The 26252-nt window shown below is 74.2% G+C and carries 27 protein-coding genes; 10 read left to right on the top strand and 17 right to left on the bottom strand.

Going from position 1 to position 26252, the window contains the following annotated elements:
* Positions 1–117: 117 nt before the first annotated feature.
* The 3 genes from ACVCAH_RS01160 to ACVCAH_RS01150 all read right to left on the bottom strand — a co-directional run bounded on the left by ACVCAH_RS01160 (position 118) and on the right by ACVCAH_RS01150 (position 3047).
* The gene (locus ACVCAH_RS01160; RefSeq protein ID WP_447134139.1) at positions 118–1134 is read right to left on the bottom strand and encodes an ABC transporter permease subunit; all 1017 of its coding nucleotides are present in this window, start codon (positions 1132–1134) and stop codon (positions 118–120) included.
* Positions 1131–2141, bottom strand: coding sequence for an ABC transporter ATP-binding protein (locus ACVCAH_RS01155; protein WP_447134138.1), 1011 nt, complete (start codon positions 2139–2141; stop codon positions 1131–1133). The genes ACVCAH_RS01160 and ACVCAH_RS01155 overlap by 4 nt, the downstream gene beginning before the upstream one ends.
* Positions 2142–2261: 120 nt before the next feature.
* Complete coding sequence (locus tag ACVCAH_RS01150) at positions 2262–3047, bottom strand: DeoR/GlpR family DNA-binding transcription regulator (protein WP_302920712.1); 786 nt, start codon at positions 3045–3047, stop codon at positions 2262–2264.
* A gap of 196 nt (positions 3048–3243) precedes the next feature.
* Between ACVCAH_RS01150 and ACVCAH_RS01145 the strand changes: the two genes are divergently transcribed.
* Genes ACVCAH_RS01145 through nagA form a run of 3 tightly spaced genes read left to right on the top strand, consistent with a single transcriptional unit; the run spans position 3244 to position 6199 of the window.
* Positions 3244–4173 carry an SIS domain-containing protein gene (locus tag ACVCAH_RS01145; protein ID WP_447134137.1) on the top strand — a complete coding sequence of 310 codons (930 nt, stop codon included), beginning with the start codon at positions 3244–3246 and terminating at the stop codon, positions 4171–4173.
* Complete coding sequence (locus ACVCAH_RS01140; RefSeq protein ID WP_447134136.1) at positions 4170–5093, top strand: ROK family protein; 924 nt, start codon at positions 4170–4172, stop codon at positions 5091–5093. The genes ACVCAH_RS01145 and ACVCAH_RS01140 overlap by 4 nt, the downstream gene beginning before the upstream one ends.
* A complete protein-coding gene (nagA, locus tag ACVCAH_RS01135) occupies positions 5090–6199 on the top strand; it encodes an N-acetylglucosamine-6-phosphate deacetylase (protein WP_447134135.1) in 1110 nt (369 codons plus the stop codon). Before ACVCAH_RS01140 ends, nagA begins: the two co-directional genes overlap by 4 nt.
* Positions 6200–6323: 124 nt before the next feature.
* On the opposite strand, the gene ACVCAH_RS01130 is transcribed toward nagA, so the two are convergent.
* Entirely contained in the window at positions 6324–7535 is a 1212-nt protein-coding gene (locus tag ACVCAH_RS01130) for a DUF4032 domain-containing protein (protein WP_447134134.1), read from the bottom strand.
* 142 nt (positions 7536–7677) lie between these two features.
* Here ACVCAH_RS01130 and ACVCAH_RS01125 point away from each other — a divergent pair, with 142 nt between their 5' ends.
* Together ACVCAH_RS01125 and ACVCAH_RS01120 are read left to right on the top strand one after the other, a co-directional pair.
* A complete protein-coding gene (locus tag ACVCAH_RS01125; protein ID WP_447134351.1) occupies positions 7678–8415 on the top strand; it encodes a phosphatase PAP2 family protein in 738 nt (245 codons plus the stop codon).
* Positions 8416–8424: 9 nt separating this feature from the next.
* A complete protein-coding gene (locus ACVCAH_RS01120; RefSeq protein WP_447134133.1) occupies positions 8425–9657 on the top strand; it encodes an APC family permease in 1233 nt (410 codons plus the stop codon).
* Positions 9658–9664: 7 nt separating this feature from the next.
* Here ACVCAH_RS01120 and ACVCAH_RS01115 read toward each other — a convergent pair whose 3' ends face one another.
* From ACVCAH_RS01115 to ACVCAH_RS01105, 3 genes are all read right to left on the bottom strand, one after another.
* The gene (locus ACVCAH_RS01115; RefSeq protein ID WP_447134132.1) at positions 9665–9805 is read right to left on the bottom strand and encodes a hypothetical protein; all 141 of its coding nucleotides are present in this window, start codon (positions 9803–9805) and stop codon (positions 9665–9667) included.
* Complete coding sequence (locus ACVCAH_RS01110) at positions 9802–10275, bottom strand: hypothetical protein (RefSeq protein WP_447134131.1); 474 nt, start codon at positions 10273–10275, stop codon at positions 9802–9804. Before ACVCAH_RS01110 ends, ACVCAH_RS01115 begins: the two co-directional genes overlap by 4 nt.
* 92 nt (positions 10276–10367) lie before the next feature.
* A complete protein-coding gene (locus tag ACVCAH_RS01105) occupies positions 10368–12356 on the bottom strand; it encodes a potassium channel family protein (protein ID WP_447134130.1) in 1989 nt (662 codons plus the stop codon).
* Between the two features lie 95 nt (positions 12357–12451).
* On the opposite strand from ACVCAH_RS01105, the gene ACVCAH_RS01100 reads away from it, so the two are divergent.
* The 3 genes from ACVCAH_RS01100 (at position 12452) to ACVCAH_RS01090 (ending at position 15271) form a co-directional block, all read left to right on the top strand.
* Positions 12452–12943 (top strand): MSMEG_6728 family protein, encoded by a 492-nt coding sequence (locus ACVCAH_RS01100; RefSeq protein ID WP_447134129.1) that lies wholly within the window; start codon positions 12452–12454, stop codon positions 12941–12943.
* 40 nt (positions 12944–12983) lie between these two features.
* A complete protein-coding gene (locus ACVCAH_RS01095) occupies positions 12984–14513 on the top strand; it encodes an FAD-dependent oxidoreductase (RefSeq protein WP_447134128.1) in 1530 nt (509 codons plus the stop codon).
* 314 nt (positions 14514–14827) lie between these two features.
* The gene (locus ACVCAH_RS01090; RefSeq protein ID WP_447134127.1) at positions 14828–15271 is read left to right on the top strand and encodes an HNH endonuclease; all 444 of its coding nucleotides are present in this window, start codon (positions 14828–14830) and stop codon (positions 15269–15271) included.
* Between the two features lie 69 nt (positions 15272–15340).
* Here ACVCAH_RS01090 and ACVCAH_RS01085 read toward each other — a convergent pair whose 3' ends face one another.
* The 3 genes from ACVCAH_RS01085 to ACVCAH_RS01075 all read right to left on the bottom strand — a co-directional run bounded on the left by ACVCAH_RS01085 (position 15341) and on the right by ACVCAH_RS01075 (position 20249).
* Positions 15341–16876 carry a protein kinase domain-containing protein gene (locus ACVCAH_RS01085; RefSeq protein WP_447134126.1) on the bottom strand — a complete coding sequence of 512 codons (1536 nt, stop codon included), beginning with the start codon at positions 16874–16876 and terminating at the stop codon, positions 15341–15343.
* Between the two features lie 120 nt (positions 16877–16996).
* A complete protein-coding gene (locus ACVCAH_RS01080; protein ID WP_447134125.1) occupies positions 16997–17764 on the bottom strand; it encodes an enoyl-CoA hydratase/isomerase family protein in 768 nt (255 codons plus the stop codon).
* Between the two features lie 94 nt (positions 17765–17858).
* Complete coding sequence (locus ACVCAH_RS01075) at positions 17859–20249, bottom strand: M4 family metallopeptidase (RefSeq protein ID WP_447134124.1); 2391 nt, start codon at positions 20247–20249, stop codon at positions 17859–17861.
* A 183-nt stretch (positions 20250–20432) separates the two neighbouring features.
* Here ACVCAH_RS01075 and ACVCAH_RS01070 point away from each other — a divergent pair, with 183 nt between their 5' ends.
* Positions 20433–20972 carry a protealysin inhibitor emfourin gene (locus ACVCAH_RS01070; protein ID WP_447134123.1) on the top strand — a complete coding sequence of 180 codons (540 nt, stop codon included), beginning with the start codon at positions 20433–20435 and terminating at the stop codon, positions 20970–20972.
* Between the two features lie 10 nt (positions 20973–20982).
* Here the strand turns inward: ACVCAH_RS01070 and ACVCAH_RS01065 are convergent, their stop codons facing one another.
* Positions 20983–21867 (bottom strand): LysR family transcriptional regulator, encoded by an 885-nt coding sequence (locus ACVCAH_RS01065; RefSeq protein WP_447134122.1) that lies wholly within the window; start codon positions 21865–21867, stop codon positions 20983–20985.
* A 73-nt stretch (positions 21868–21940) separates the two neighbouring features.
* On the opposite strand from ACVCAH_RS01065, the gene ACVCAH_RS01060 reads away from it, so the two are divergent.
* Positions 21941–22612 carry a type 1 glutamine amidotransferase domain-containing protein gene (locus ACVCAH_RS01060; protein WP_447134121.1) on the top strand — a complete coding sequence of 224 codons (672 nt, stop codon included), beginning with the start codon at positions 21941–21943 and terminating at the stop codon, positions 22610–22612.
* Here ACVCAH_RS01060 and ACVCAH_RS01055 read toward each other — a convergent pair.
* The 6 genes from ACVCAH_RS01055 to ACVCAH_RS01030 all read right to left on the bottom strand — a co-directional run bounded on the left by ACVCAH_RS01055 (position 22600) and on the right by ACVCAH_RS01030 (position 26218).
* Positions 22600–23229 (bottom strand): histidine phosphatase family protein, encoded by a 630-nt coding sequence (locus ACVCAH_RS01055; protein WP_447134120.1) that lies wholly within the window; start codon positions 23227–23229, stop codon positions 22600–22602. The genes ACVCAH_RS01060 and ACVCAH_RS01055 overlap by 13 nt on opposite strands.
* Positions 23230–23298: 69 nt before the next feature.
* On the bottom strand, positions 23299–23964 hold the full coding sequence (locus ACVCAH_RS01050; protein ID WP_447134119.1) for a DUF998 domain-containing protein: 666 nt from the start codon (positions 23962–23964) through the stop codon (positions 23299–23301).
* A gap of 13 nt (positions 23965–23977) precedes the next feature.
* A complete protein-coding gene (locus ACVCAH_RS01045) occupies positions 23978–24391 on the bottom strand; it encodes a VOC family protein (RefSeq protein WP_447134350.1) in 414 nt (137 codons plus the stop codon).
* Positions 24392–24435: 44 nt separating this feature from the next.
* Positions 24436–24837 (bottom strand): helix-turn-helix domain-containing protein, encoded by a 402-nt coding sequence (locus tag ACVCAH_RS01040; protein WP_447134118.1) that lies wholly within the window; start codon positions 24835–24837, stop codon positions 24436–24438.
* Positions 24838–24961: 124 nt separating this feature from the next.
* Positions 24962–25393: a RidA family protein gene (locus tag ACVCAH_RS01035; RefSeq protein WP_447134117.1), complete on the bottom strand. Its 432-nt coding sequence runs from the start codon at positions 25391–25393 to the stop codon at positions 24962–24964.
* 282 nt (positions 25394–25675) lie between these two features.
* Complete coding sequence (locus ACVCAH_RS01030) at positions 25676–26218, bottom strand: GNAT family N-acetyltransferase (RefSeq protein ID WP_447134116.1); 543 nt, start codon at positions 26216–26218, stop codon at positions 25676–25678.
* Between the last annotated feature and the right edge of the window lie 34 nt (positions 26219–26252).

Here is a 26252-nt window from a genome sequence, read left to right as displayed (position 1 = left end):
CACGGCGACGCCGACCGGGGATCTCAGCCTAACCAGGGCCCACCCGAACCGCACCAGACGCCGGCGGCGGCGCGGCCCGGGTCGGGGAGGACCGGGGATCGCGCCGCCGCCGTACGGTCAGGAGATGTCCCGCCGGCGCATCGCCCAGAGCGCCGCGCCGAGGATCACCACCAGCCCGACGCTCAGCAGCACCGAGGACTGCTGCCAGGTGACGTCGAACGTCTCCGGTCGGCACTCCCCGGTGAAGGTGGCGTTGCACGCCTCCCAGTCCTCCAGGGTCACCTTCTTCTGCATCCACGCCACCGCGTACGTGGGCAGCAGCCAGACCTCGGCGAAGCGCACCCCGGCCATGTCGAGCAGGATGGCCAGCCCGAACTGGCCGACCACCATCACCGCGATCGCCCCGCCCAGAGCCATCGCGGTGTGCCGGCCCAGCGAGGCCAGCGCGAACCCGACGGTTGCCGTCACGAGGACCAGCACGATGCCGCGGAGCCCGGTCAGGCCGAACGACTGCCAGACGCCCGAGGTCACCTTCTCGGTGCTGCCGCGGAACGTGGCGACCAGCCAGAACCCGCCGAACCACGCGACCGCGGCGGGCAGCGCCACCGCGAGCACCCCGGTGAGCAGCGCCGCCAGCTTGGTGAACAGCACGTTCAGCCGCTTCGGCCGCCACAGCAGCAGGTTCATCATGCCGCCGGTGCTCCACTCCGCCCCGACGAACGAGGCGCCGACCACGAACCCGACCAGCGCCAGGATCGCCGCGAAGGGCAGCAGGGTGAAGCCGAAGTTCTCCCGGAAGTCGAAGGTGGACGGCAGGAACCAGCGCGCCTCGATCGCCTCGCGGGGCGGCGGGCTGATCACCGAGCAGTCCGGGGGGAAGCGGTCGGCGTCCGCCGTGCCCTCGGTCTTCGCCCGCTCGCAGGCGAGGCGTTCCTGCTCGCTCCAGCGGACCTGCTCCTGGTACTGCTGCTCGGCCTGGCGCTCGGCCCGGGCGTACGCGCCCGCGTCGATCTTCTGGTTGCTGAAGAAGACACCGATCATCACGGTGGCCAGCACCAGCAGGCCGAGCAGGGTCATCCAGCGGGTGAAGCGCCGCTTGGCCAGCCGGCGCAGCTCCGTACGGTAGAGACTCACGCGCCCCAACCTCCTCCGGTGGCGCCGGGCTGCCCCGCGCCACCGACCTTCGTGGACTGGTCGACCTGCCGGTGCTGGCCGGGTACCGGCGCGGTGGCGGTCAGTTCGAGGAAGACGCTCTCCAGGTCGACGGCGACCGGGGCCAGCTCGCTGACGTACAGGCCGCGCTCGGCCAGCAGCCGGGTCACCGTGGCCGGCTTGTCGACCCCGGCGAGCATCAGGTGGTCCGGATGACCGGTCACCCGGATCCCGGCGCCGGTCAGCGCCTCGGTGGCGGCCGGCAGGTCGGTGACCGCCTCCAGCCGCACCCGGACCGCGCCGGAGGAGTGCTCGGCCAACACCTGCTCGACCGGGCCGAAGGCCACCCGGCGGCCCAGCGAGATGATGGTGACCGAGTCGCAGATCAGTTGGATCTCGCCGAGGATGTGGCTGGAGAGCACCACGGTCATGCCGGACTCGGCGAGGTTGCGCATCAGCGTGCGCATCTCCCGGATGCCGCCGGGGTCGAGGCCGTTCGCCGGCTCGTCGAGGATCAGCAGCTTCGGGTTCTTCAGCAGGGCCGAGGCGACGGCGAGCCGCTGCTTCATGCCGAGCGAGTAGGTCTTCACCCGCTCGCCGGCCCGGTCGCGCAGGCCGACCAGCTCCAGCACCTCGTCGATCCGGGTCGCCGGCACGTTCCCCGCGCCGGCCAGCAGGGACAGCGTGTCCCGGGCGGAGAAGTGCGGGAAGAACTGCGGGCTCTCCACGATCGCGCCGACCTGCCCGGCAACCGCGGGCAGCGCCGCGGGCACCTCGTGCCCGAGGATCGCCATCCGCCCGCCGTTGGGCCGGATCAGGCCGAGCAGCGTACGCAGGGTGGTGGTCTTGCCGGAGCCGTTGGGGCCCAGGAAGCCGTGCACCTGCCCCGCCTCGACCCGCATGTCGAAGCCGTCGAGCGCGTTTCTGGTGCCGCGCCGACGACTCTTGTACGTCTTACGTAGACCTTCTATCTCCAGGACAGCTGGCAAGCTGCACCTCCCCCGATGGGCGGTATGACAGGCGACACCATACTCGGTATGCAGAACCGTGCAATACCCGGTATGCATCGGTACGCCGGACAGTTACCGACAGCGAGGAAAACGAGTGGATCAGGCGCAGATGACGCTGACCCCGGCGGCCCGGAACGCCTCGACCACCTCCGGGTTGGCGCCGGAGTCGGTGACCAGGGTCTCCACCCGGTCCACCGGGCAGATCCGGGCGAAGGCGTGCCCGCCCAGTTTGGACGAGTCGGCGATGATGACCACCCGCTTGGCCCGGGCGACCATGAGGTTGTTCATCGCCGCCTCGCCCTCGTGGTGGGCGGCGGCGCCGAGCTGCGGGTCGATCGCGTCCACGCCGAGCAGGGCGACGTCCAGGGTGACCTCGCGCAGCAGTGCCCCGCCCAGCGGCCCGACCAGCTCGAACGACTTGGGGCGCACCACCCCGCCGGCCACCACCACCTTCATCCGGGAGCGGACCAGCAGCTCGTTGGCGATGTTCAGCGCGTTGGTCACCACGGTGAGCTGGGCGCCCTCGGCACTGGTGTTCAGATCCGGGCGGACGGCCAGCGCCCGGGCCACCTCGGTGCTGGTGGTGCCGCCGTTCAGGCCGACCACGGTGCCCGGCGACACCAGCGCCGCGGCGGCCGCGCCGATCCGCTGCTTCTCGGCCGAGTGCTTGGCCGTCTTGTAGCGCAGCGGCAGGTCATAGGAGACACCGTTGGCGACCGCGCCACCCCGGGTCCTGGTGATCATCTGCTGCTGGGCCAACTGGTCGAAGTCGCGCCGGATGGTGGCCTGCGAGACGTCCAGCCGCTCGGCGGCCTCCTCGACGCTGACCCGGCCACTGTCGGTCAGCATTTCGAGCAGGGCGTTCCATCTGGCGTACCGGTCCACCCCAGGGCCTCCAGTTACTGCGCGGTCGGTGATTGATTGCGTGCACACTAGTGCGCGAAACTACGAGGGCGCAAAACCCTGGCCTGCTCGATCGCGCCACCGGTTGCCACGGCCTACCGGGTTCGCGCAGAATGACGCGCGAAAGACGGGTCAAACGAGCCGTATTGCGCACCGTTCTCCCCTGCGAGGAGTTCTCATGGCGTACGTCGACGCGGAGATCGCCAGCCAGCCCGAGTGCTGGCGGGAGGCGGCGCAGCTGGCCGGGACGGTGGCCGGGCAACTGCCCCGCCCGGGCGAGCGGGTCGCCGTGGTCGGCTGCGGCACGTCGTGGTTCATGGCGATGGCGTACGCGGCCCGCCGCGAGGCCGCCGGCCAGGGCGAGACCGACGCCTTCCAGGCGTCCGAGTTCCCCGCCGGCCGCCGCTACGACCGGCTCGTGGCGATCACCCGCTCCGGCACCACCACCGAGGTGCTCGAACTGCTCACCGCGCTGCGCGGGCAGGTGCCGAGCACGGTGCTGGTCGGCGACCCCGGTTCCCCGGCGGTCGGGCTGGCCGACGCCGCGGTGACCATGCCCTTCGCCGACGAGCGCTCGGTGGTGCAGACCCGGTTCGCGACCACCGCGCTGGCGCTGCTCCGCGCCCACCTCGGCGACAACATCACCACGCTGGTCGCCGACGCCGAGGTGGCGGTCCGCGCCCCGCTGCCGATCGAGCCGTCCCGGATCGAGCAGGTCACCTTCCTCGGCCGGGGCTGGACGGTCGGACTGGCCCAGGAGGCCGCGCTGAAGTGCCGCGAGGCGGCCACCTTCTGGGCCGAGGCGTACCCGGCGATGGACTACCGGCACGGCCCGATCTCGATCGCCGCGCCCGGCCGGCTGGTCTGGGCGTTCGGCGACCTGCCCGACGGGCTGGCGGAGGACGTGGCGGCCACCGGCGCCACCTTCGTGCACAGCCGCACCCACGGCTGCCGGACCGTCCTGAGCAGCTGGGCGGCCGGCCGTACGCCGGTCGACCCGATGGCCGACCTGATCCTGGCCCAGCGGTTCGCCGTCGCGCTGGCCACCAGCCGCGGCCTCGACCCGGACGCCCCGCGCCACCTGACCCGCTCAGTGGTGCTGGCGTGACCCCAGCTCACGCCGTCGTCGCCCTGGACGTCGGCGGCACCGGGATGAAGTGCGCCCTGGTGGACCCGGACGGCACCGTGCTGCACAGCGAACGGCACCCGACCGGCGCCGAGCGCGGCCCGGCGGCCGTGGTCGACACCATCCTGGAGGTCGCCGAAGGGCTGGCCGGCAAGGCCCGCGCCGACGGGCGCACCCCGGTGGCGCTCGGCATCGCCGTGCCCGGGGTGGTCGACGAGGCGCGCGGGGTGGCGGTCTGGTCGGCGAACGTGGGCTTTCGGGACGTACCGCTGCGGGAGCTGGCCCAGGCGCGGCTCGGGCTGCCCGCGGCGCTCGGCCACGACGTGCGGGCCGGCGGGCTCGCCGAGGCCCGGCTGGGCGCCGGCCGGGGCGCCGGGCACGTGCTCTTCGTCGCCATCGGCACCGGCATCGCCGCCGCACACGTGGTGGACGGCTCGGCCGCGGTCGGCGCGCACGGCGCGGCCGGCGAGATCGGGCACATCCTGGTCCGCCCCGGCGGTCCCCGCTGCGGCTGCGGCCGCCCCGGCTGCCTGGAGGCGGTGGCCTCGGCGTCCGCGGTCGGCCGGCGCTACGCCGAGCTGGCCGGGGAACCGGCGACCGCGGCCGAGGTGGCGGCCCGGGCGGCGGCCGGCGAGGCGCTGGCCGGGCAGGTCTGGCGGGAGACCGTCGAGGCCCTCGCCGACGGCCTGGCCAGCGGCCAGGCGCTCTTCGACGTGGAGACGATCGTGCTGGGCGGCGGCCTGGCCCAGGCCGGCGCCCAGCTGCTCGACCCGCTGCGCGCGGCCCTGCACGAGCGGATGACCTTCCACCGGGAGCCGCGCCTGGTCGCGGCCGCCCTCGGCGACGAGGCCGGCTGCCTCGGCGCCGCCCTGCTCGCCCTCGACGACCTGGAGAAACGATGACCGTGCGGGTCAACGGCAAGGTGGTGACCCCGACCGGCGTGATCCGGCAGGGCTGCGTGGAGATCAACGGCGACCGAATCACCGCGGTGGCCGAGTACCCGTCGGTGCGCGACGGGCACTGGATCCTCCCCGGCTTCGTCGACATGCACACCCACGGCGGCGGCGGGCACACCTTCACCACCGGCGATGCCGGGCAGGCCCGGCAGGCCGCCGCGTTCCACCGGCGGCACGGCACCACCACCCTGCTGGCCAGCCTGGTCAGCTCGCCGTTCGAGCTGATGCGGTCGGCCACCGCGGCGTACCGGCCGCTGGTGGCCGAGGGCGTGCTGGCCGGCATCCACTTCGAGGGGCCGTACCTCTCCGCGGCCCGCTGCGGCGCGCAGAACCCGGAGTTCCTCCGCGACCCGTCCACCGAGGAACTGGCCGAGCTGATCGAGCTGGGCGGGGACGCGATCCGGATGGTCACGCTCGCCCCGGAGCGCGACGGCGCGCTGGAGGCGGTCAAGCTGCTCACCGCCCACCGGGTGGTCGCCGCGGTCGGGCACACCGACGCGACGTACGACGAGACCCGGGCCGCGGTGGCGGCCGGCGCGAGCGTCGGCACCCATCTGTTCAACGGGATGCGGCCGCTGCACCACCGCGAACCCGGTCCGGTGGTGGCTCTGCTGGACGCCCCGAACGTGGTCTGCGAACTGGTCGCCGACGGGGTGCACCTGCACGACGGGATGCTCACCTTCGCCACCTCGGTGGCCGGGCCGGAACGGGCGGCGTTGATCACCGACGCGATGGCCGCCGCCGGCATGCCCGACGGCGAGTACGAGCTGGGCGGTCAGGCCGTCACGGTGTCCGACGGCGTGGCCCGGCTGACCCGCGACGGCGCGATCGCCGGCAGCACGCTCACCATGGACGCCGCGCTGCGGCACGCGCTGGCGGCGGGCATCCCGATGGCCGACGCGGCCCGGATGGTCGCCACCACACCGGCCCGGGCGATCGGCCTCGGCGACCGCCTGGGCGCCCTCCAGGTCGGCCTCCGCGCCGACCTGGTGGTGCTCGACGACGACCTCAACGTGGTCCGGGTGATGCGCGGCGGCTCCTGGCTGGGGTGACCGGGCCGCGACCCGTCCCGTTCCCGCTGCCTCGACGGTGCGGCCGCAACCGACCGGCCCGGGCCCGTGGAGACGGGCGACGCCGCGCGTCGCCTCAGCCGTCACCGACTGCCGGGGCGGAGCCTCAGCCGGCGGTGGGTACCTCGACGCCGAGCACGGCCTGCTCGTCGGGGCGGTGCACCAGCACGTCCGACAGGTACGACTGCACGGCCGGGGCCATCCCGACGTCCCGGCCGGCCCGCTCGGAGAGCAGCCACTTGTGCTCGATGATCTGGGCGAAGAGTTCCTGCGGCTCCAGCTTGCGGCGCAGGTGCGCGGGGACCGCCCGGACCACCGGCTCGAAGACCTCGGTCAGCCAGCGGTGCGCGGCCTGCTGCTCGTCGGTCAGGTCGCTCTCCGCCCGGTACGCGTCCAGGTCGTTGAGCAGCCGCCGGGCCTGGTTCTCCTCGGCGTCCAGGCCGGTCAGCCGGAGCAGCCGCCGGGTGTGGTAGCCGGCGTCGACCACCTTTGGCCGGATCAGGTAACGGCCGTTGCCGATGGTGGACATGGCCACCTCGGCCACGTCGAAGCCCAGCTCGTTGAGCCGGCGGATCCGGCCCTCGATGTCGTGCCGGGCCTCCCGCTCGACCTGCTGCTCGTAGGTGATCTCGTGCCAGAGCCGCTCGTAGCGCTGCACGACCTCCTCGCAGACCACCTCCGGGTCGATCGACTCGTGCAGCAGCCCGGCCGCCTGTAGGTCCAGCGCCTCGCCGAAGATGTTGACCCGGGCGATCTCCAGATCCTCGCCGCGCTGGCCGTTGGAGAGTGAGTGGTGCAGCGCCCCGGTCTCCGCGTCCACCAGGTACGCCGCGAACGCCCCGGCATCCCGTCGGAACAGCGTGTTGGACAGCGAGCAGTCGCCCCAGAAGAAGCCGGTCAGGTGCATCCGGACCAGCAGCGCGGCGAGCGCGTCGAGCAGCCGGCCCATGGTCTCCGGCCGCAGGGTGTGCGAGAAGAGCGCCCGGTAGGGCAGCGAAAACTGCAGGTGGCGAGTGATCAGCACCGGGTCGAGCGGCTCGCCGTCGTCGGTCTGCCGGTCGGCGACGATCGCCACCGCCTCGACCGACGGAAAGTCGATCCGCTCCAGCGCGCGGAGCAGGTCGTACTCGCGCTCGGCCACCCGCTCGCCGGTCTCCTTCACCGCGTAGACGTAGCCGCCGAGGCGGACGAACCGGACGACGTGCCGGGAGATGCCCTGCGGCAGCGCGACCAGGTGCTGGGCAGGCCACTCCTCCAGCGGGGTCGACCAGGGAAGGTCGAGCAGCGCCGGGTCGACGAGGGCCGAGGTGATCCGCACGGCGACAAGTGTGACGCCTCCCCCCGCCCGAGCGCTTCCCCACGTGGCTGGGCACACAGCCGCCCCCGGGCCGCGCCGCCAGGCCGCCGCGCGGGGCCGGTAGCGTGGTCGCGTGCGGGAGACCACGCCGGTACGGCGGAAGGTGCGGCTCCGGCCGGTCCGCCCGGCCGGCTGGTGGTTCGACGCCGCGCTGCTGGCCGCGCTCGTCGGGCTGACCGTGGCGCTCGCCACCGACCGGCTCTTCGGCATCGATCGGGCGGTCGCCGACTGGTCGGCGGCGCACCGGCCGACGGCCGCGCACTGGACGGCGGTGGTCCTCAACTACCTCGGCCAGGGCACCCCGTTGACGCTGATCGCGCTGGGGCTCGGGGTGCTGCTCGCCGTCCGGCTCAGATCGGTGCGGCCGGTGCTGCCCCCGGTGCTCGCGTTCGGGCTCACCAACCTGACCATCGGCCCGTTGAAGGTGTGGACCGCCCGACCGGCGCCGAGCGCCAGCGTGAAGGAGCCGTTCCTGCCGCCGGAGCAGACCCTGCCGCTCTTCCAGGAGGACCTGCCGCTCCGGTTCGCCCAGTCGTACCCGTCCGGGCACGTGGCCAACGCGATCGTCTGGTACGGCGTGATCGCCCTGCTGCTCGCCCCGCTGCTGCGCAGCTACGGGCGCAGCGTGCCGCACCGGCTGGTCGCCGTGGTCCGGGTGGTGCCGCCGCTGGTCGTCCTCTCCACCACCACCTACCTGGGCTGGCACTGGCTCACCGACTCGGTGGCCGGGCTGCTGCTGGGCCTGCTGCTGGACCGGCTGCTGCACCGGGTGCCCTGGGACGACCTGCCGCTGCCGCCCGGTCTCCGGGACGTTGGCCGCCCGTTCATCTCGGCCGCCTAGCCTGCCGTCGTGAACCAACTCGCGCGCCGGCTGGGCGTACCCGATGCGGTGGTCATCGGGCTGGGGTCGATGCTCGGTGCGGGCGTCTTCGTGGTCTTCGCCCCGGCCGCCGCGGACGCCGGCGGGGCGGGGCTGTTGGCGGCACTGGCACTGGCCGGCTTCATCGCCTTCTGCAACGCGACCAGTTCGGCCCGGCTCGCCGCCCGCTACCCCGAGTCCGGCGGCACCTACGTCTACGGACGGGAACGACTCGGCCCGTTCGCCGGCTTCCTGGCCGGCTGGGGGTTCGTGGTCGGCAAGACGGCGAGCTGCGCGGCGATGGCGCTGACCATCGGGGCGTACCTCTGGCCGGGGCAGGCCCGGCTGGTCGCGATCGCGGCGGTGCTGGCGGTGACCGCGGTGAACCTGCGCGGTATCGGCAAGACCGCGACCGTGACGAAGCTGCTGGTCGGGCTGGTGCTGGCGGTGCTCGCCCTGGTCGCGGTCGCCGGCGCGGCCGACGTCTCGCTGGACCGGCTCGGCGAACCCGGCGGCTCCGGCCGGGGTGTGCTCACCGCCGCCGGCCTGCTCTTCTTCGCCTTCGCCGGGTACGCCCGGATCGCCACCCTCGGCGAGGAGGTGCGCGACCCGGAGCGGACGATTCCCCGGGCGGTGCCGCTGGCCCTCGGCGTGGTGCTGGCGATCTACCTGGTGCTGGCCGTGGTCGCGGTCGGCGTGCTCGGCGCCGACCGGCTGGCCGGCTCCGCCGCGCCGCTGGCCGACGTGGTGACCGCCGCCGGGCTGCCCGGCCTGGCCTGGGTGGTCCGCGCCGGGGCGACCGTCGCGGTGACCGGCGTGCTGCTCTCCCTGCTCGCCGGCGTGGGACGCACCACCCTGGCGATGGCCCGCCGCCGCGACCTGCCGGGCGCGCTGGCCGCCGTGCACCCGGTCCACCAGGTGCCGCACCGGGCCGAACTGGCGGTGGCCGCGGTGGTGATCCTGGTGGTCGCGCTCGGCGACGTCCGGCAAGCGATCGGCTTCTCCAGCTGTACGGTGCTGGTCTACTACGCGATCACCAACGCCTCCGCGCTCACCCTGGGCCGGGACCCGTCCCGCAAGCTGCCCGTTCAGGTGCTGGCGGCGTTGGGGCTGGTCGGCTGCCTGCTGCTCGCGGTCAACCTGCCGTTGGCCAGCGCGCTGGCCGGTTTCGCCGTGCTGGCCGTCGGTGCCGCCTGGTACGCCCTCCGACCGGCGCGACGCTGACTTTCCGTCAGTCCGTCTCGCGGGGATTCGTCGGCACCTGGCGGGCGAGGTGCTCCCAGCCCTCGGCGGCGGCCGCGTCGGCGAAGCGCAGCTCGAACTCGGTCCCGACGGCCGGAGGTGCCGCCCGATCTCCCCGCTTCGGGCTCATTCCCTGCCCTCCGGGGCAGGCACCGGGCCGAAGTCACCGCCCGGCTCTCGCGTAAGAATCTCCAGCAGCTCCGGGTCGGCATGGATCTCGGCGGTGTGCCGCCACTGCGTGAGCAGGACGGCGACCGGCGTCAGGTTCCCCAGCGAGGCGGCACCCTGCGCGACGGTGATCAGCTCAGTGAGCAGTTGGTCGACGTCCTCGTCCGGGAGGAACGCCACCCACGGCAGCGCCTCACCCAGCACCCGGCGGACCACGTCGTCGGGCTCCGACCGGACGAGGCCGGCCAGCAGCCGCGCGGTGAAGGCGATGACCACCGCGTCCCGCTCCAGTTGATCGGCACGGGTCAGGGCAAGATCGCTGGCGTCGCGACGCCGCAGCCGCAGCGCGCGCACCGACTGCAATCGGTCGGCAGCAGCCGCCGGGCGATGCAGGAACTCGCTGAAGGGCAGTTCCTCGTACACAGCCGCCATGACTTCCACACTACCTTGGAAGTCCCCGGAGGAACGCCAGCTCCAGTCGACGGTTCGAGTGCTCCTGCGGTCCGACACAGCCCTCACCGCGGTTAGCCCGGCTGGCCGGTGCCCTCCGGCTGGCGGGCGCCGTCGTCCGGGCCGGGACCGTGCGGCGGTCCACCGTTCCCGGCCGAGGGGGGTGCCGTGACCGGCCCCGGCCGGTCGGCGGCGGGCTGCCCCGGCAGGACCCCGCCGCCGGCCGGCGGGACGTTCGGCGCGCCGGACACCGGCGGGACGGGGCGAGGCGGCGGGCCCGGCCGGGACGCCGGGACGCCGGGGCGGGCCGGGAGGGCCGGAGGCGCGCACTGCCGGGTCAGCCAGTCCAGGCCGGCCCGGCGGGCCACCACGGTGAGCCGGTCACCGGCGAAGATCACCTGCCGGGGGTCGAGGTCCCGCCAGCTCGTCCGCCCGCCACCGGACGGGGTGCGGGCGATCAACCGCACCTGCCCGTCCCGGGAGGCGGCGCTGAGCGGCCGGCCGTCCAACTCGGATCCGGCGGCCACCGGCACCTCGGCCACCGGCAGCGCGTGCCGACCGACCGGGATGGTGGCGATCACCGCGCGTTCGGTCAGCGCGCCGGTGAACGCCGGGGCGGCCAGGTAGGAGACCGAGCGGGAGACGCCGATGCCGAACGCCTCCTCCACCCGCTCGGCGAAGTCGCCGTCGAACAGCCGCAGCACCACCCGCAGGTCCTCGCGGAGATCCCGGGCGGCAAGCGCCGCCTCCAGGTTGGCCACGTCGTCGGTGGAGACCACCACCAGGGCCTGACAGTCGCCGACCGACGCCGCCTCCAGGGTCTCCGGCTGGGCGGCGTCACCGACGATCAGCGGCACCTCCAACTGCCGGGCCAGGGTGGCCCCGCGCGGCTCCGCGTCCTTGTCGATCGCCACCACCTCGACGTCGTACTCGCGGAGCTGGGCCATCACCCGGGTGCCCACGTTTCCGAGACCGACCACCACCACGTGCCCGGAGCGCTCGGGTAGCCGGCCGGTGTGCAGGGCCAGCCGGGCGTTGACGATCCCGTCCACCACCACGGCCGTGATCAGCGGGATCAGCGCCAGCCCGGCGAGGTTGAGCACCACCTGCATGACCTGCGCGTCGGGCGCCTTGGTGGTGTCTGGGTCGGCGCCGCTGAGCGTGGTGACCAGGGTGAGGTAGAGCGCCTCGGCCGGCGAGACGTCCTCCGCCTGGGAGATCAGCGCGCCGAGCACCGCGATCACCCCGAGCACCAGCATCACCGCGATGCCGATCTTGCGGGTGGCGAAGCCACGGATCGCACGGAGCAGGACGGCGACCGGCCGCCGCCGCCGGCGCGCCCGGACCAGCCGCCGGGCGGCCACCTCGGTGCCCGGCGGCTGCCCGGTGGCCTCGGCGAGCACCAGGTCGGCGGTGGACTGGTCGGCGGGAAGCAGCCGCACCCGCTGCGGGTCACTCAGGTCGGCCAGCCCGCACACCACGTCCTGCTCGCGCACGTCGGCGCGGCGGGCCACCCGCAGCGTCCGGTCGCGGTGCTGGAAGTGGGTCGGGTCGACCTCGCCGAGCGCGGCGGCGACGAACGCCGGGGCGGCCATCTCGGCGTCGGAGAGCACCTCGACCCGGGCCTTGAGCAGCGTCCGGACCCCGTCGGCGAGGGTGTTGTTGAACATCCGCAGCACCTGGCGGACCTCGTCGTCGACCGCCTGGGCGCAGAGCGCCGCGTGCAGGTTGCCGACGTCGTCCTGGTGCAGCAGGGCCAGCCCGCTCGCCCCGGCCAGCCCGGCGGCCTGGAAGGTCGGCACGTCCAGCCGGTCGGAGCGGACCACCCGCACCCCGCGCAGGCCGGCGACGTCGGGGCCGGCCACCCGGTAGCGCTCCGGCACCACCACGGTGACCCGGGCGCCGCCGGCCGGCAGTTCGGTCTCCAGCAGCGCCTTGGCGACGTAGTAGGCGAGCGCGTCCCGCCCGCAGATCACGTAGTGGGGTCGGGGGTCACCGGCGGGCCGGAGCCGCCAGTTCCACTCGACCGCCCGTCGCGCCCGGTCCCGCCACGGCTCCCCCATGCCCGAATCGTAGTCAGCACGATCACGGTGGGCGACCCCGTCCGGTTTCCCGCCCGGCAGGCATGCCGGTTCGGCCGGCGGGTAGAGCAGGCGGCATGCAGACGTTCCTCCCGTACCCGGACTTTCTGGCGAGCGCCCGGACGCTGGACCAGAAGCGGCTGGGCAAGCAGCGGGTGGAGACGATCCAGGTGCTGCGCGGGCTGACCTGGCCGACGTACGGCTGGCGCAACCACCCGGCGGTGAAGATGTGGGCCGGGTACGAGGAGGCCCTGACCCGCTACGGGCTGGACATGTGCGCGGTCTGGTCCGAACCGGGGCGGGCGGACACCTGCGCCGCCACCATGACCCGCGACCTCGCCGCCGCCTGCGGCATCGCCACCGTCCGCAGCCAGGAGGAGTTGGCCGCCGCCGGTGAGCTGCCGCCCTGGCTGGGCCGGGAGGACCTGCACCTGAGCCACCGCTCGTCGCTGGTCCGCAAGGACCCGGAGCACTACCGGCCGATCTTCGGCGACGTCCCGTCCGAACTGGAGTACGTCTGGCCGGCCTCGGACCGGGAGCGGCGCTGTCTGCTGCCGACCGAGGGTTGACCGGGCAGACTGGACCCAGCATCGGCCGGGAAGGGTGCCCATGTCGCTGTCGCAGGTGCTCGGCCGGCTCGTCGGCGTACGCCAGCACCTGGTGGACCCGGGCGGCGGTGGCGCCCCCCGCGTGCCGCGCCCGGTCGAGGCCGTGGTGGTCGGCGGTGGCATCGCCGGCATGTCCGCGGCCGTGGTGCTCGCCGAGCGGGGCGTCGCGGTGACCGTGCTGGAGGCCGCGCCGACCCTCGGCGGCCGGCTCGGCGCCTGGCCGGAGACGCTCGCCGACGGCGTCCAGCAGGTGGAGCACGGCTTCCACGCGTTCTTCCGGCAGTACTACAACTGGCGTTCGATCCTCCGCCGGATCGACCCGGGACTGAATCTGCTCAAGCCGGTTGCGGGCTACCCGATCCTCAGCCGGCAATGGCCGACGGAGGAGTTCGGCGACCTGCCGCCGGCGCCCCCGCTGAACCTGCTGGCACTGCTGCTGCGCAGCCCCAGCCTGCGCCTGGCCGACCTGCGCGGGATGGACCGGGACGCGGCGCTGCCGCTGCTCAGCTACGACCGGGCGCGCACCTACGCCGAGCTCGACCACACCACCGCCGATGAGCTGCTCGCCTCGCTGCGGTTGCCGGACCGGGCCCGGGCGATGCTCTTCGAGGTCTTCTCGCACTCGTTCTTCAACCACGAGGCCGAGATGTCGGCCGCCGAACTGGTCGCCCAGTTCCATTTCTACCTGCTCGGCAACCCGGAGGGGCTGGCCTTCGACTGCCCCGACGAGGACTACGCGACGGCGATCTGGACGCCGCTGGCCCGGCACGTCGAGCGGCACGGCGGGCGGGTGCTGACCGGCGTCCCGGCCACCGCGCTGCACCGGGAGGACGGTGGCTGGCGGGTGGTCACCGCCGCCGGCCGGTCGTACCGGGCCGGGCACGTGGTGCTCGCCGTCGACCCGCCGGCGCTCGCCGCACTGGTCGGGGCCTCCCCCGGCCTGGTCGAGGCCGCGCCGGAACTGGTGGCGCGGATGCCCGCGTTCGGCACGCCCGGCCCGCCGTACGCGGTGGCGCGCTACTGGTGCGACGGGGACGTCCACGCCGGCCGGGCGGTGTTCAGCGGGGTGTCCCGACAGCCCACCCTCGACTCGGTGACCCTCTACCACCGGCTGGAGGACGAGCCCCGGCGCTGGGCGGCGCGCACCGGCGGCTCGGTGCTGGAGCTGCACGCGTACGCCTGCGAGCCGGACGTGCCCGCCGAGGTGCTGGCCGAACGGATGCGGGTCGAACTGGCCGCGCTCTGGCCGGAGGCGGCCCGGTTGCGGGTCCGGGAGCTGCGGGCCCGGGTGGAGGCGCGGGCCCCGGCGTTCACCCCCGGCAGCCACGCCGGCCGGCCCGGCGTGCGCACCGACGCCGCCGGGCTCTACCTGGCCGGTGACGGGATCGCCACCGACTTCCCCAGCGCCCTGATGGAGCGCGCCGCCGCGACCGGCATCATCGCCGCGAACCACATCCTGCGGGCCGCGGGTGGCGCGGCCGAGCCGGTGCGCTCGGTCTGCCCCCGCGGGCTGCTGGCCGGGCGCCGCTAGCGCGACACCGGGCCGCGATCGGCCCGCCGGACGCCGCCCACCAGATCGAAATGCGTTGCCGCCCGCGCCCGGTCGTACCTACCGTGATCGCGCAAGGTCAACCACCGCCACGGGGAGCCCGTCATGTCGATGTCGCACGTCACGCACGTGCCGTCGGTGCTGCCCGGCGGCGGTTGCCGAGCCGAAGAGCACCGGGGCGGCCGGCCCGACTGACGCGTACCCGACGTCGAGCCGCCCGTTCCGCAGCAACCGGACCGGGCGGCTCTTTCGTCGTCCGGGCCGTCCGTCCGTCACCGCCTTGGAGGGAGATCCCGGTGGACGCCGTCCTCGTCATCAACGCCGACCTCGGCCCGTTGCACCGGGTCACCGTCCAGCACGCGATCCGGATGCTCTGCCGCCGGGTCGCCGAGATCCACGAGGCCGAGCCGGACCGGGTGATCGGGGTCTTCCCGGTCCCCCGGGTGGTCCGGCTCGTCCGGTACGTGGTCACGCGCTGGCGGTTCAGCGCCGGACCGGCCTGGTCCCGCGCCGGGGTGTTACGCCGGGACGGCCGGTGCTGCGCGTACTGCGGCGGGCCGGCCAGCACCATCGACCACATCCTGCCCCGCTCCCGCGGCGGCCGGAACACCTGGAAGAACACCACCGCCGCCTGCTACCCGTGCAACCAGCGCAAGGGGGACCGGACGCCGGCCGAGGCCGGCATGCCGCTGCGCTGCGAGCCGGTGACGCCGACCTGGGCGGCGCTGGCCGCCCGCTGAGGGACCGGCCGGCGGGATCGGGGGGCCGCGTCGAGGGCAGCGCCCCGGCGCGGCGCCCGCCGGCCCCGGTCAGCGGCCGCGCCGGCCCCGGTCAGCGGCCGGGCCGGGCCGGGCCGCCGCGCGTTCCTGCTCCTTGACCCTGGGCACCGGCCGGCCGTTGGCGCAGCGGACCGTCACCACGCTGCGGTTGCCGGCGGAGACGAACTCCACCCGGATCTCCCGCGCCGGGCCCGGCTCGTACGCCTCGACCTGGTAGCCGGCGGCCGGCGTCACGGCGACCACCTCGATCGTCTGCCGGTCGCAGCTGACCGTGACCACCCCGCCGCGCGCCGGGACCGGCACGCCCGGCTTTCCGGTCGGGGACGGGCCGGGGTGGCCGGTGGTGCGGGCCGGCGCCGGCGTGCTCGCGGTCGCACCGGGCGGGGCCGGCCCGGCGGAGGTCGCCGAGGCGGCGGCCGCCGGACCGGACGGCGCGCCGCCGCCGTTGGCCTGGTCCGGGGCGTCGGCGGTGACCGGTAGCGCGACGGCGGCGGTGTCGCTGGTGGCGGGGCCGGTCTGCGGCCTGCCGTCCGACCCGGGCCGCACCGACGGATCGCCGAGGGTGCCGGCGACTCCCACCGCGGCCACCACCGCGGTGCCGACGGCCAGCGCGGCGCGCCGGCCGAGCCGGGTGGCCCGCCGGGTGGACGCGCCGGTATCCGTGACCGGGGTGCCGGGTGGCCGGACGGCGGGCCGGTCCGCCGCCGGCTGCTCCGCCGCCGGCCGGGCGGGCGGCACCGGGTCCGGCTCGGCCATCCGGACGACCGCCGCGGCGAGCACCCGGGCCACCTCGGCGGCGGCGGGGCGGTCGAGTGGATCCTTGGCCACGCACCGCCGGTACAGCCGGCCGACCTCGGCCGACACCCCGGCCACCTCGGGCAGCGGGCCCGGTTCGGCGTACGCGTGGGCGCGCAGCGTCCCGGTGTGGGTCGCCGACTGCCAGGGCAGCCGGCCGACGAGCACCCGGTGCAGGAGCAGCCCGAGCGCGTAGACGTCGGAGGCCGGCAGCACCTCACCGGCGTCGAGCCGCTCGGGGGCGAGGTAGGCCGGGGTGCCGAGCAGTCGACCCTCGAAGTCGATCTCCGGCGCGCCGGCGATCGCGGCGATGCCGAAGTCGAGGACCTTCGCCCCGGTCGGGGTGAGCATCACGTTGCCCGGCTTGACGTCCCGGTGCACCAGGCCGAGGGCGTGCGCGGCCGCGAGGGCGGCCGCCACCTCGGCGCAGACCCGCAGGCCGGCCCGGGGCGGCAACGGCCCGGCGGCGAGCCGCTGCTCGAGCGTACGGCCGGTGAGCAGTTCCATGACCACGAAGGGGACCCGCTCGCCGGCGAGCGAGGACTCGCCGTAGTCGTAGACGTTGGTGACGTTCGGGTGGGAGATCCGCGCCGCCGCCTTCGCCTCCGCCTGGATCCGCCGTCGGGCCACCGCGTCGGAGCCGGCCAGCACCTTGACCGCCACGTCGCGCTCCAGCACCTCGTCGTGCGCCCGGTGGACCACGGACATGCCGCCCTCGCCGAGACGCTCGCCGAGCCGGTAACGGCCGGCGAGCAACTGATCACGCTGCACGACCGACAGCCTGCCGTACCCGACCGCCGGACACCAGCGGCGCATCGAACGTGTCCGATCACGGTGCCGCCGGCAGGGTTCGCCGTCCACAGTGGGCGGCCGATCCAGGTGGCGGGAGGGTCAGCCCCGGGCCGGCGGCGTCCAGCCGAAGCGCGGCGGGCGGCGCTCGGCGAAGGCGGCCACGCCCTCGCGGGCCTCGCCGCTGTCCAGGACCTGCCGGTGCCACCAGGTGATCCGGTCCGTGTCCGCCCGCCCGTCGACGATCTCCTTGGCGGCGGTGACGGTGAGCTGGGAGCGGGCGGCGATCGCCGCGGTGACCTCGTCCACCCGGGCGGCCAGGCGGTCGACCGGCAGCACCTCGTCGACCAGCCCGATCCGCAGCGCCCGCTCCGCGTCCACCAGTTCGGCGGTTAAGAGCAGGTGCTTGGCGGCGGCCGGGCCGACCAGCCGGGCCAGCCGGCGGGTGGTGGGCGCCGGGTAGACCAGGCCGAGCCGGGCCGGCGGTACGCCGAACCGGGCGTCGGTGGCGGCGATCCGCAGGTCACAGGCGACGGCGAGCTGGCACCCGCCGCCCACGCAGGCGCCCTGCACCGCCGCGACGGTCGGCTTGGCGAACCCGGCCAGCCGCTCCTCGGCGACGACCGCAATGCTGGCGTCCCCCGCGGCGAGCAGCTCGTCCAGGTTACCCAGGTCCGCGCCGGCGCAGAAGGTGCCCGCCGCGCCGGTGAGCACCAGCGCCCGGACCGCCGGGTCGGCCTCCAGGGCGTCGAGCAGCACCGGCAGCCGCCGCCACATCGCCGGGGTCATCGCGTTGCGCCGCCCCGGGTTGTGGATCACCACGGTCGCCACCGGCCCGGTCACCTCGACCACGAGTTCCGCGTCCGCCACCGTCCTGCCTCCCTCGCCCCGGTCCGGCTGACCATAACGGCGCGGGCCCGAGGGCCACCCGCGCGGGGTGGCCCTCGGGCCCGCTGTGCTCAGGTCAGCTGACGGTGACCGCGGTGTCGTCGAGCACGAACGAGGTCTGCAGCGACGAGTCCTCGGTGCCGGTGAACTTCAGGGTGACCGTCTGGCCGGCGTACGGGGCCAGCGAGAAGGTCTTCTGGGTGTACCCGGTGGCCCGGTCCAGGTTCGAGTACGTGGCCAGCGTCGCCAGCACCGTCCCGGTGGAGCCGACCACCTGCACCCGCAGCGTGTCGTACGCGGTGCCGATGTTGGTCTCCGCCGAGTCGACGTGCAGCCAGTAGCTGAAGGCGTACGACGTGCAGCCCGCCGGCAGGCTCACCGACTGGGTGAGCGTGTCCGCGTGCGCGCTGCCGTAGCCGCCCAGCCAGGCGCTCCAGCTGCCGCTGCGCGCCGGCTGCCGGGTGCCGTGCTGCCCGATCACCCCGGTGGTCTGCGCCCAGCCGGTGACGCCGGACTCGAAGCCCGGGTTGTCGAGCTGCTGCCCCGGGCTGGTGCAGCTGCCGCCGGAGCCGTGCACGGTCAGCGTGTAGGTGGCGCTCCGGGTGACCGAGCCGGCGCCGTTGACCCGCACGGTGTAGACACCCGGCGGGGTGGCGGCGGTGGTGGCGACGGTGAGGGTGGACGAGGCGCCCGAGGTCACCGAGGCCGGGCTGAACGAGGCGGTCGCCCCGCTCGGCAGTCCGGTGGCGGAGAGCGTCACGGTCTGCGCCGAGCCGCTCGTGGTGGCGGTGGCCACGGTGGTGGAGACGGACCCGCCCGGGTTCACCGCACCGGAGGTCGGCGACAGCGAGAACGCGAAGTCGCTGCCGGTGGAGCAGGTCGCGTCGGTGCCGGCGACGTTCACCGCCGTCCAGGCCGCCTGGACGGCCCGGTACTCCGTGGAGCAGCTGCCGTAGAGGTCGGTCGCCGCCCGCAGCGTGTACGCCCGGGCGGTGTTCGCCGGGTTGCCGGTGTTCACGTAGGACGTGTTGGAGGTGAAGTACACGTCCAGGGCCCGGAACCAGATCTTCGCCGCCTTGTCCCGGCCGATGCCGGTCATCCCGGGCGCGCTGCCGCAGACCGGCGAGGTGCCGTACGGGGTGGCGCCGGTGCGCTCGGCCAGGTTGAAGAAGAAATGGTTGGCCACGCCGGACGAGAAGTGCACGTCCTTGTTCCTGGTGGCGGTGGACCAGCAGCGGTCGGACCAGCCGTCCAGGGCCGGGTCGTACATGTAGCGCAGCGGCGTGCCGTCGCCGTTGATGTTGATCTTCTCGCCGATCAGGTAGTCGGCCGGGTCGGCCGCCGTGTTGGCGCGGAACTCGACCATGGCGCCGAAGATGTCGCTGGTGGCCTCGTTAAGGCCGCCGGACTCGCCGGCGTAGGTCAGGCCCCCCGGCACCACGTTGTCGGTCACGCCGTGGGTCATCTCGTGCGCCGCCACGTCCAGCTGGACCAGCGGCCGGGCGTTGCCCACGCCGTCGCCGTAGGTCATCCGGGAGCCGTCCCAGAAGGCGTTGTCGTAGCTCTGTCCGTAGCGCACCCGGCTGGGCACGCCGCGCCCGTCGCCGAAGATGCCGTTGCGGCCGTGCACCTCCTTGAAGTAGTCGAACGTCGTGGCGGCACCGAAGTGGGCGTCCACCGCGACGGACTGCGCGTTGCCGGTGGTGCCGTTGCCCCACGTGTTGTCGGCGTCGGTGACGGTCGTGCAGGTCGACATGCCGTGGTTCATGTCGCACACGGACCCGTTGCCGTGCGACGGGTCGATCAGCTGGTAGACGCTGCCGGTGCGGGTGGTGTCGATGCTGACCGAGCCGGAGTAGAGGCTGTTGCCGGTGCCGGCGACCGACTCGATCTCGTCGTACGTCCCGATCAGCTTGCCGGTGGTGGCGTCGGCGACCACGTGCAGCCGGGACGGGGTCTGCCCGTCCGGGTGCCAGCCGCTGACGACGGTCTCCCAGGCCAGCCGGCCCCGGCCGGAACTGGCGTCGACGAAGAGCTCCGGGGCGCCCACCGCGGTGACCTTCCCGGGGAACCGGGCGCGGGCCGCCTTCTTCGCGGTGGCCGCCGAGACCTTGGCGGTGGTGCCGAGGGTCAGCGGGGCGGCCAGGCCGACCGAGGAGCCGGCGTAGCCGCCGTCCGGCGCCGTGTGGATGACGAAGTCACCCCCGTGCACCCGCAGTCCGCGATAGGTCCGGGTGTAGCGGGTGTGCGCGCTGCCGTCACTGTCCACCTTGGTGCGGTACACCTGGTAGGACTCGGCGCTGCCGCCCTGGACCGCACCCGGGTTGGCGCGCAGCACGGCCGCCGCGCGGGCGACCGGGTCGGACGCGGGCGCGGGCGTGGGTGCCGCCGTCGCCTGGGGGGCGACGGCGGTCAGCAGACCGCCGGCGAGCAGGGCCGCGCCGACGGCGGCAAGGGGTCTTCTCACGTGCCCTCCAGGGCGGGGGATCGCGTGACAGCGTGGTCACGTATGTAGATGCGGCGATGAGTAGATCAGAAAGTCGGGGAGCTGACCGGCCCCCGGCCCCCGGACGGTGCACGTTCGGAGGAGCCCGGACGACCGGAACCGAGTGGCCGGGCCACACGTCCGAATGGCATGAGACCAGCCTCGATGGCCACTGTCAAGATCGCCTTGGTCACCGTGCTGCTGACCGGATGCACAGCGGCCGAGCCGTCGCGGACCACCCCGGATCCGGGCGGCGCCAGCGAGACCGGCCGGCCGGTCACGCCCACCACGCCGGGGCCGGCCGCCGCGACCCCGACCGGGACGCTCGCGCCCGCTCCGACCGGGCCGGCCGTCACCCCGGCCGGCGGCCGCGTCGTGCTCACCCGGACGGGTGGCTTCGCCGGGCGCGGCGACACGGTCACCGTCGAGCCGGACGGCCGGTGGACGGCCGTGGACCGCGCCGGGTCGCGGCGTAGTGGGCAACTGGACCGGGCCGACCTCGACCGGCTGCGCCGGCTGGTCGCCGACCCGCGGCTGACCGCCGAGGCCGGCCGGGCAGCTGCCCCCACCGGCTGCCGGGACGCGTTCAGCTACCGGCTGACCGTGGGCCGCACCGAGACCGGTTACGTCGACTGCCCCACCGACGGCGCCCTCCCCGAGGTCACCCGGTCGGTGGTGGAACTGCTGGAGCGGGCCACCGGTTGACCGCCGGCCACTACCAGCCGGCGGCGGCGGTCACCAGCGCCCGACGCACCGCCTGCACCTCGCGCCGCCCGGCGACACCGGGGCGGGCCGCGAGGTAGAGCGTGTTCAGCGGCGGCACCGGGGGGCGGAGCAGCGGCACCAGCTCGCCGGTGGCCAGCTGCGCCCGGCAGAGGTAGGTCGGCAGCACGCTGGCCCCGGCGCCGGCGAGCACCGCCGCGAGCACCGCGCGCAGGTCCGCCACGACCAGGTTCGGGGTCCGGGTGAGCCGGGTGTCGAAGACCGTACGCCAGTAGCGGCGCACAATCGGCGCCTCCTCCGCGTACGCGACCAGGGGCACCGCGCGCAGCGTCTGCGGGGTGACCGGTCCGGACAGCCGCCCCGCCCAGACCGGCGCGGCGACCAGGGCGAACTCCTCGTCGTAGAGCGGCTCGGCGGTCAGCCCCCGGCGGCGCGGCCGCACGCTGGTCACCGCGAGGTCGAGCCGCCCGGCGGTCAGGTCCTCCGCCAGCTGATCGGGCAGGCCGGCGGCCACCCGCACCTGGAGGCCCTCGGCGACCAGGCCCGCCACCGCCGGCAGCGCCCGCTCGGCGAGAAACTCGGCAGGCCCACCGAGGAAGACCGTCCGCGGGTACGGCACGGCCCGCTCGTCGGCCAGCACCTCCTCCAGCCGGTCCAGCGGGTCGGCCACCCGGCGCGCCAGCTCGTCGCCGGCCGCCGTGGGCAGCACGCCCCGCGGCACCCGGTCGAAGAGCGGCCGGCCGAGCGCCTCCTCCAGCGCACGCAGCTGGGCGGTGACCGTCGGCTGGGCCAGGCCGAGCAGTTCGGCCGCCCCGGTGATCGAGCCGGAACGGTGCACCGCGAGGAAGCTGCGGAGCAGGTCGAGCGAGACCTTCACATCAGAAAACCTATCGCAGCGATGAGGTGCGCCTATTGGCTGACTATGGATGCTCCGGGCCAGCATGGTCGGCATGACTCGTGCACTCATCGTCCTGACCAGTCACCGTGACCTCGGCGACACCGGCCGGCAGACCGGCTTCTACGTCGGCGAGGCCGCCGAGCCGTGGGAGGTGTTCCGCACCGCCGGTTACCAGGTGGATCTGGCGTCCGTGGCCGGCGGCGAGCCCCCGGTCGACGGCCGGGACCCCGCGGACCCGACCCAGAACGACTTCTTCGCGGCCAACGACCTGACCCGCACCCGCCCCGTGGCGGACGTCGACCCCGACGGCTACGACGTGGTGCTCTTCGCCGGCGGCCACGGCACCATGTGGGACTTCCCCGGCAACCCGGAGCTGGCCCGCGTCGCCGCCGGCGTCTACGAGCGCGGCGGCGTGGTCGCGGCGGTCTGCCACGGGCCGTCCGCCCTGGTCGACCTGAAGCTCTCCGACGGCTCGCAACTGGTCGCCGGCAAGCGGGTGGCCGGCTTCACCAACGACGAGGAGGCCGCGGTCGGGCTGACCGAGGTGGTGCCGTTCCTGCTCGCCGACCGGCTCACCCGGGCCGGCGCCGAGCACGTCCCGGCGCCGAACTGGACCGAGCAGGTGGTCGTCGACGGCCGCCTGGTCACCGGCCAGAACCCGCAGTCCGCCCGGGCCCTGGCCGAGGCCGTGGTGAAGGTCCTCGGCGCGGCTCAGACCCGGTAGTCGGCGGGAAGGCCGGTGGCCCGCAGCTCCGGCGGCAGGTGGGCGACGTCGTTGACCGCGATCAGGCTCGGCGGGGCGGCCTCGCGGTAGCGGATCACCGTCAACCCGCAGTTGTGCGCGTTGAAGCCCAGCCACCGCCGCTCCGGCGCGTCCAGCGCGTGCCGGACGAACCAGGCGATCAGGAACGTGTGCGTGACGATCAGCTCGCGCCGGTCGCCGTCGTCCGGCGGGGTGGCGAACCGGCGCACGGCCGCCGCCGTCAGTCGTGGCCCGTCGGCCCGTTCGGCCGCGGTGAAGCCGGCCAGGAACCCGGCGTACGCCGGAGGGAGGCCGGCCGGGTCGGTGTCGTGCGGCAGGTGGTCGCCGACCTCCTCGCCGGCCTGCACCGGGACCCCGGGCAGCGCGGCGGCGACCAGCTCTGCGGTCTGCGCGGCCCGGGGCAGCGGGCCGTGGTGCACCGCGTCGAACGGCACGCCGCGCAGCCGCTCGCCGAGCAGGGTCGCCTGCCGGCGGCCCCGGGCGGAGAGCCCGGTCGCCGGCGGGTCGACGCCCGCGGGGGTCTCCGGCGGCCGGTCCTGCTCGCCGTGCCGGGCCAGGTAAAGCAGGCGGGTCGCCATCGCGGTCACCTCACACGCATCGGGAGGCGCGACAACCGTCGCGCCTCCCGATCATGACGGCCACCGCCGTCAGCCCGTTCGCAGGGCCCGCACCAGGGTCGCGGTGAGCCAGGCCCAGCCGACCACCGCAGCCACCCCGAAGGCGACCATGGCGACCGGGTTGCCGCCGGAGGCCATCAGCGCCAGCCAGGCAACCGCGAAGTAGCCCCCGCTCGCGACGCTGTACGCCGCCCAGCCCCGCTCGCCCCGGCGGGCGAACCGGCGCCCGGCGACCAGGCAGGCCCCGATCAGCGCGGTGAACGCCAGCACACCGGCGCCCAGGTGGGCCAGGCCGTGCCAGCTCACCTCGCCCGGGCCGGCGGGCGTACCGGCCGGGAAGCCGTCCAGCGGGTCGGCGGTGAAGACGCCGGCGAGCACCATGCCCAGTCCGTACTGACCGACGAGCCAGGGGGCGGTGCGTGGCCCGAGGCCGGGGTGCGGCACCCGGCGCAGCGCGGCCGCCGCCCCCAGGCAGAGCAGACCGGCGAGGACGAAGCTGCCGACCTGGAGCCAGCCCAGGTCACCGGTGCTCAGCACGCTGACCGGGTGCCGCCGGAAGTCGAAGCCGTCCCGAGTGAGTCCCTGTGCCAGGGCGACGGCCACCCAGAGCGGCCCGGCCAGCGCGCCACCGGCGAGCAGCGCCCGGTTCCACGCGACCCGGTCCACCGGCCGGGCGCCGACGGTAACCTCGCTCATCGGTCCGCTCCCCTCAGCCCTGCGGGTGCATCTGGCCGATGCGGATGTGGTTGCCGAACGGGTCCCGGATGCCGAAGTCGATCCCGTACGGGCGGTCGGTCGGCTCGTCGGTGACGTCGACCCCCTTGGCGACCAGGTCCTCGTACGTCTTGTGGGCGTCGTCGGTGGTGAGGAAGAGGGAACCGCCCATCGCGCCCTTGGTGAGCAGTTCCCGGACCTGCTCGGCGGTCTTCGGGTCCAGCCGCGGCGCGCCGGGCTTCTCCAGCAGGATCTCCCGCTGCCGGTCGCCGGGAACGTTGACGGTCAGCCAGCGCATGAAGCCGAGGTCGGCGTCGGTGTGCACCTCCATGCCGAGCTTGCCGACGTAGAAGTCGAGGGCCTCGTCCTGGTCCAGGACGTAGATCTGGGAGCGGGTCAGTGCGTTCATCATCGTCATGCCAATGACCCTAGAAGACGGCCCTGACCTGCTGCTTATCCAAAACTGCTGGGTCTGGTCCAGGCCTTGGTGAAGCAGGTCGGCACCGGGGCCGCGAGCGGCTTGCGCCGGCGGTACTCGGTGGGCGACTCGCCGACGATCTGCCGGAACGTCCGGCTGAACGTGCCCAGGCTGCCGAAGCCCACCGCGTAGCAGATGTCGGTGACGTCCTGGTCGGTCTGCAGCAGCAGGTACATCGCGCGCTCCACCCGCCGCCGCTGGAGGTAGCGGTGCGGGGTCTCGCCGAAGGTGGCCCGGAAGGTCCGGATGAAGTGGGCCTCCGAGACGTGCGCGATCCGGGCCAGCGCCGGGATGTCCAGCGGCTGCGCGTACGACCGGTCCATCGCGTCCCGGGCGCGCAGCATGGCCCGGTTCGACTCCTCGACCGCGCGACTCACCGGCCCCCCTTTCCTCGAGGCCAGGATATGCCGCTGGCGGGCCGGTCCCGGAGGGCCGACCGCCGCCGCGCCGAGCTTGGACGGACACCTCGGCCGGCGGGCCAACCACTGACAGGCTCACCAGTTAGCGTGGTACGACCGCAATGACATCGATTTCGACCAGCATGCCCTCGAGCGCTAGCGCCGGCACCGGGGCCAGCGTCCAGGCCGGCTTCCGATCGCTCCACACTTGGGCGAATTCCTCGACGATGATCCGAAATTTCTCCTTGTCGTGATTAACGACGTAAAGCGTGAACTTTGCCACGTCGGACAACGTGGCTCCGCCGGCGGCGAGCACGATTTCCGTGTTCCGCACGGCCTGCTTGAGCTGCGTACGGAAGTCAGCGGACAAGACTTGATCCTCCGTCTCTCCACCTTGTCCCGCAGGGAGGATCATCCGCCAGCCGGCGGGAAAGAGCGCCAGATGCGAATAGCTGTTAGGGGTGGGGTCGTAGAGGCCTTCGGGATTTATGAATTTGAGGCCGTCAACCTCTTCGGCGCGACTCGCCTCGGCCACGTCACTCTCCCTCGGTGAGGATGCACCGCCAAGCTGGCAACACAGGTGATTATTGCCCAAACCTGATGAGCAGAGGGCAATTCAGGCCTCATTCGCGAGCCGGTCAACGGCAGGTGAGCTGCCAGACAACACACGGCCATCACGCTCGTCGGCTATGAGCGGGAGGTGCCGCCAGCTCCGCCCCACAGGCGCGCTGACGGCGAGATCATCGGGACGGCCCTGCACCTCGCCGCCATCCTCACCTGGACGCGACGCTGAGCAATACGGCCCCTGGGCAGCAGCCTATGCCGTCAAGTCCGGTTTCCAGTCCTGGACGAGGAGCCCGAGCAGCACCTCGTCGAGGAACTCGCCCATCACCCAGGCCGAGGAGCGCAGGATGCCCTCGCGGACGAAGCCGTTGCGCTCGGCGGCGCGGAGCATCGCGGCATTGTCCGACAGCGTCTCGATCTGCAGCCGCTGCAGGCCGCGCACGACGAAGCCGTAGTGGCACAGCACCGCGACCACGTCGGTGCCGTAGCCCTTTCCGCGGGAGGAAGGAAGCAGTCCAAGGCCGATGTGCGCGGACCGGTTGTGGTTGTCGATGCCCCACAGCGTCGCGGTGCCGACCAGCGTGCTGCCGTCCAGCTCCACCACGGAGAACGGGACGTGCCCCTGCTCCTTGTCGTCCACCACGAGCCGCGGGTCCTTCGAGCCGGGCGTGATCGGCCGCCACGGCCGGCTTTCGGACCGCGAGGAGTTGACCACATCGTCGTAGAGCTCGGCCTGCAGGATCGGGATGTCGCCCTCGTGCCGGGCCCTGAGCCCAACCTTGCTGCCCCTTAGCATGCAAGCTTCCTATCCGACCGGGCTGGCCAGCGGC

The sequence above is a fragment of the Micromonospora sp. LZ34 genome (genome assembly GCF_052981855.1).
This window is presented reverse-complemented; position numbering and strand designations above follow the sequence as displayed.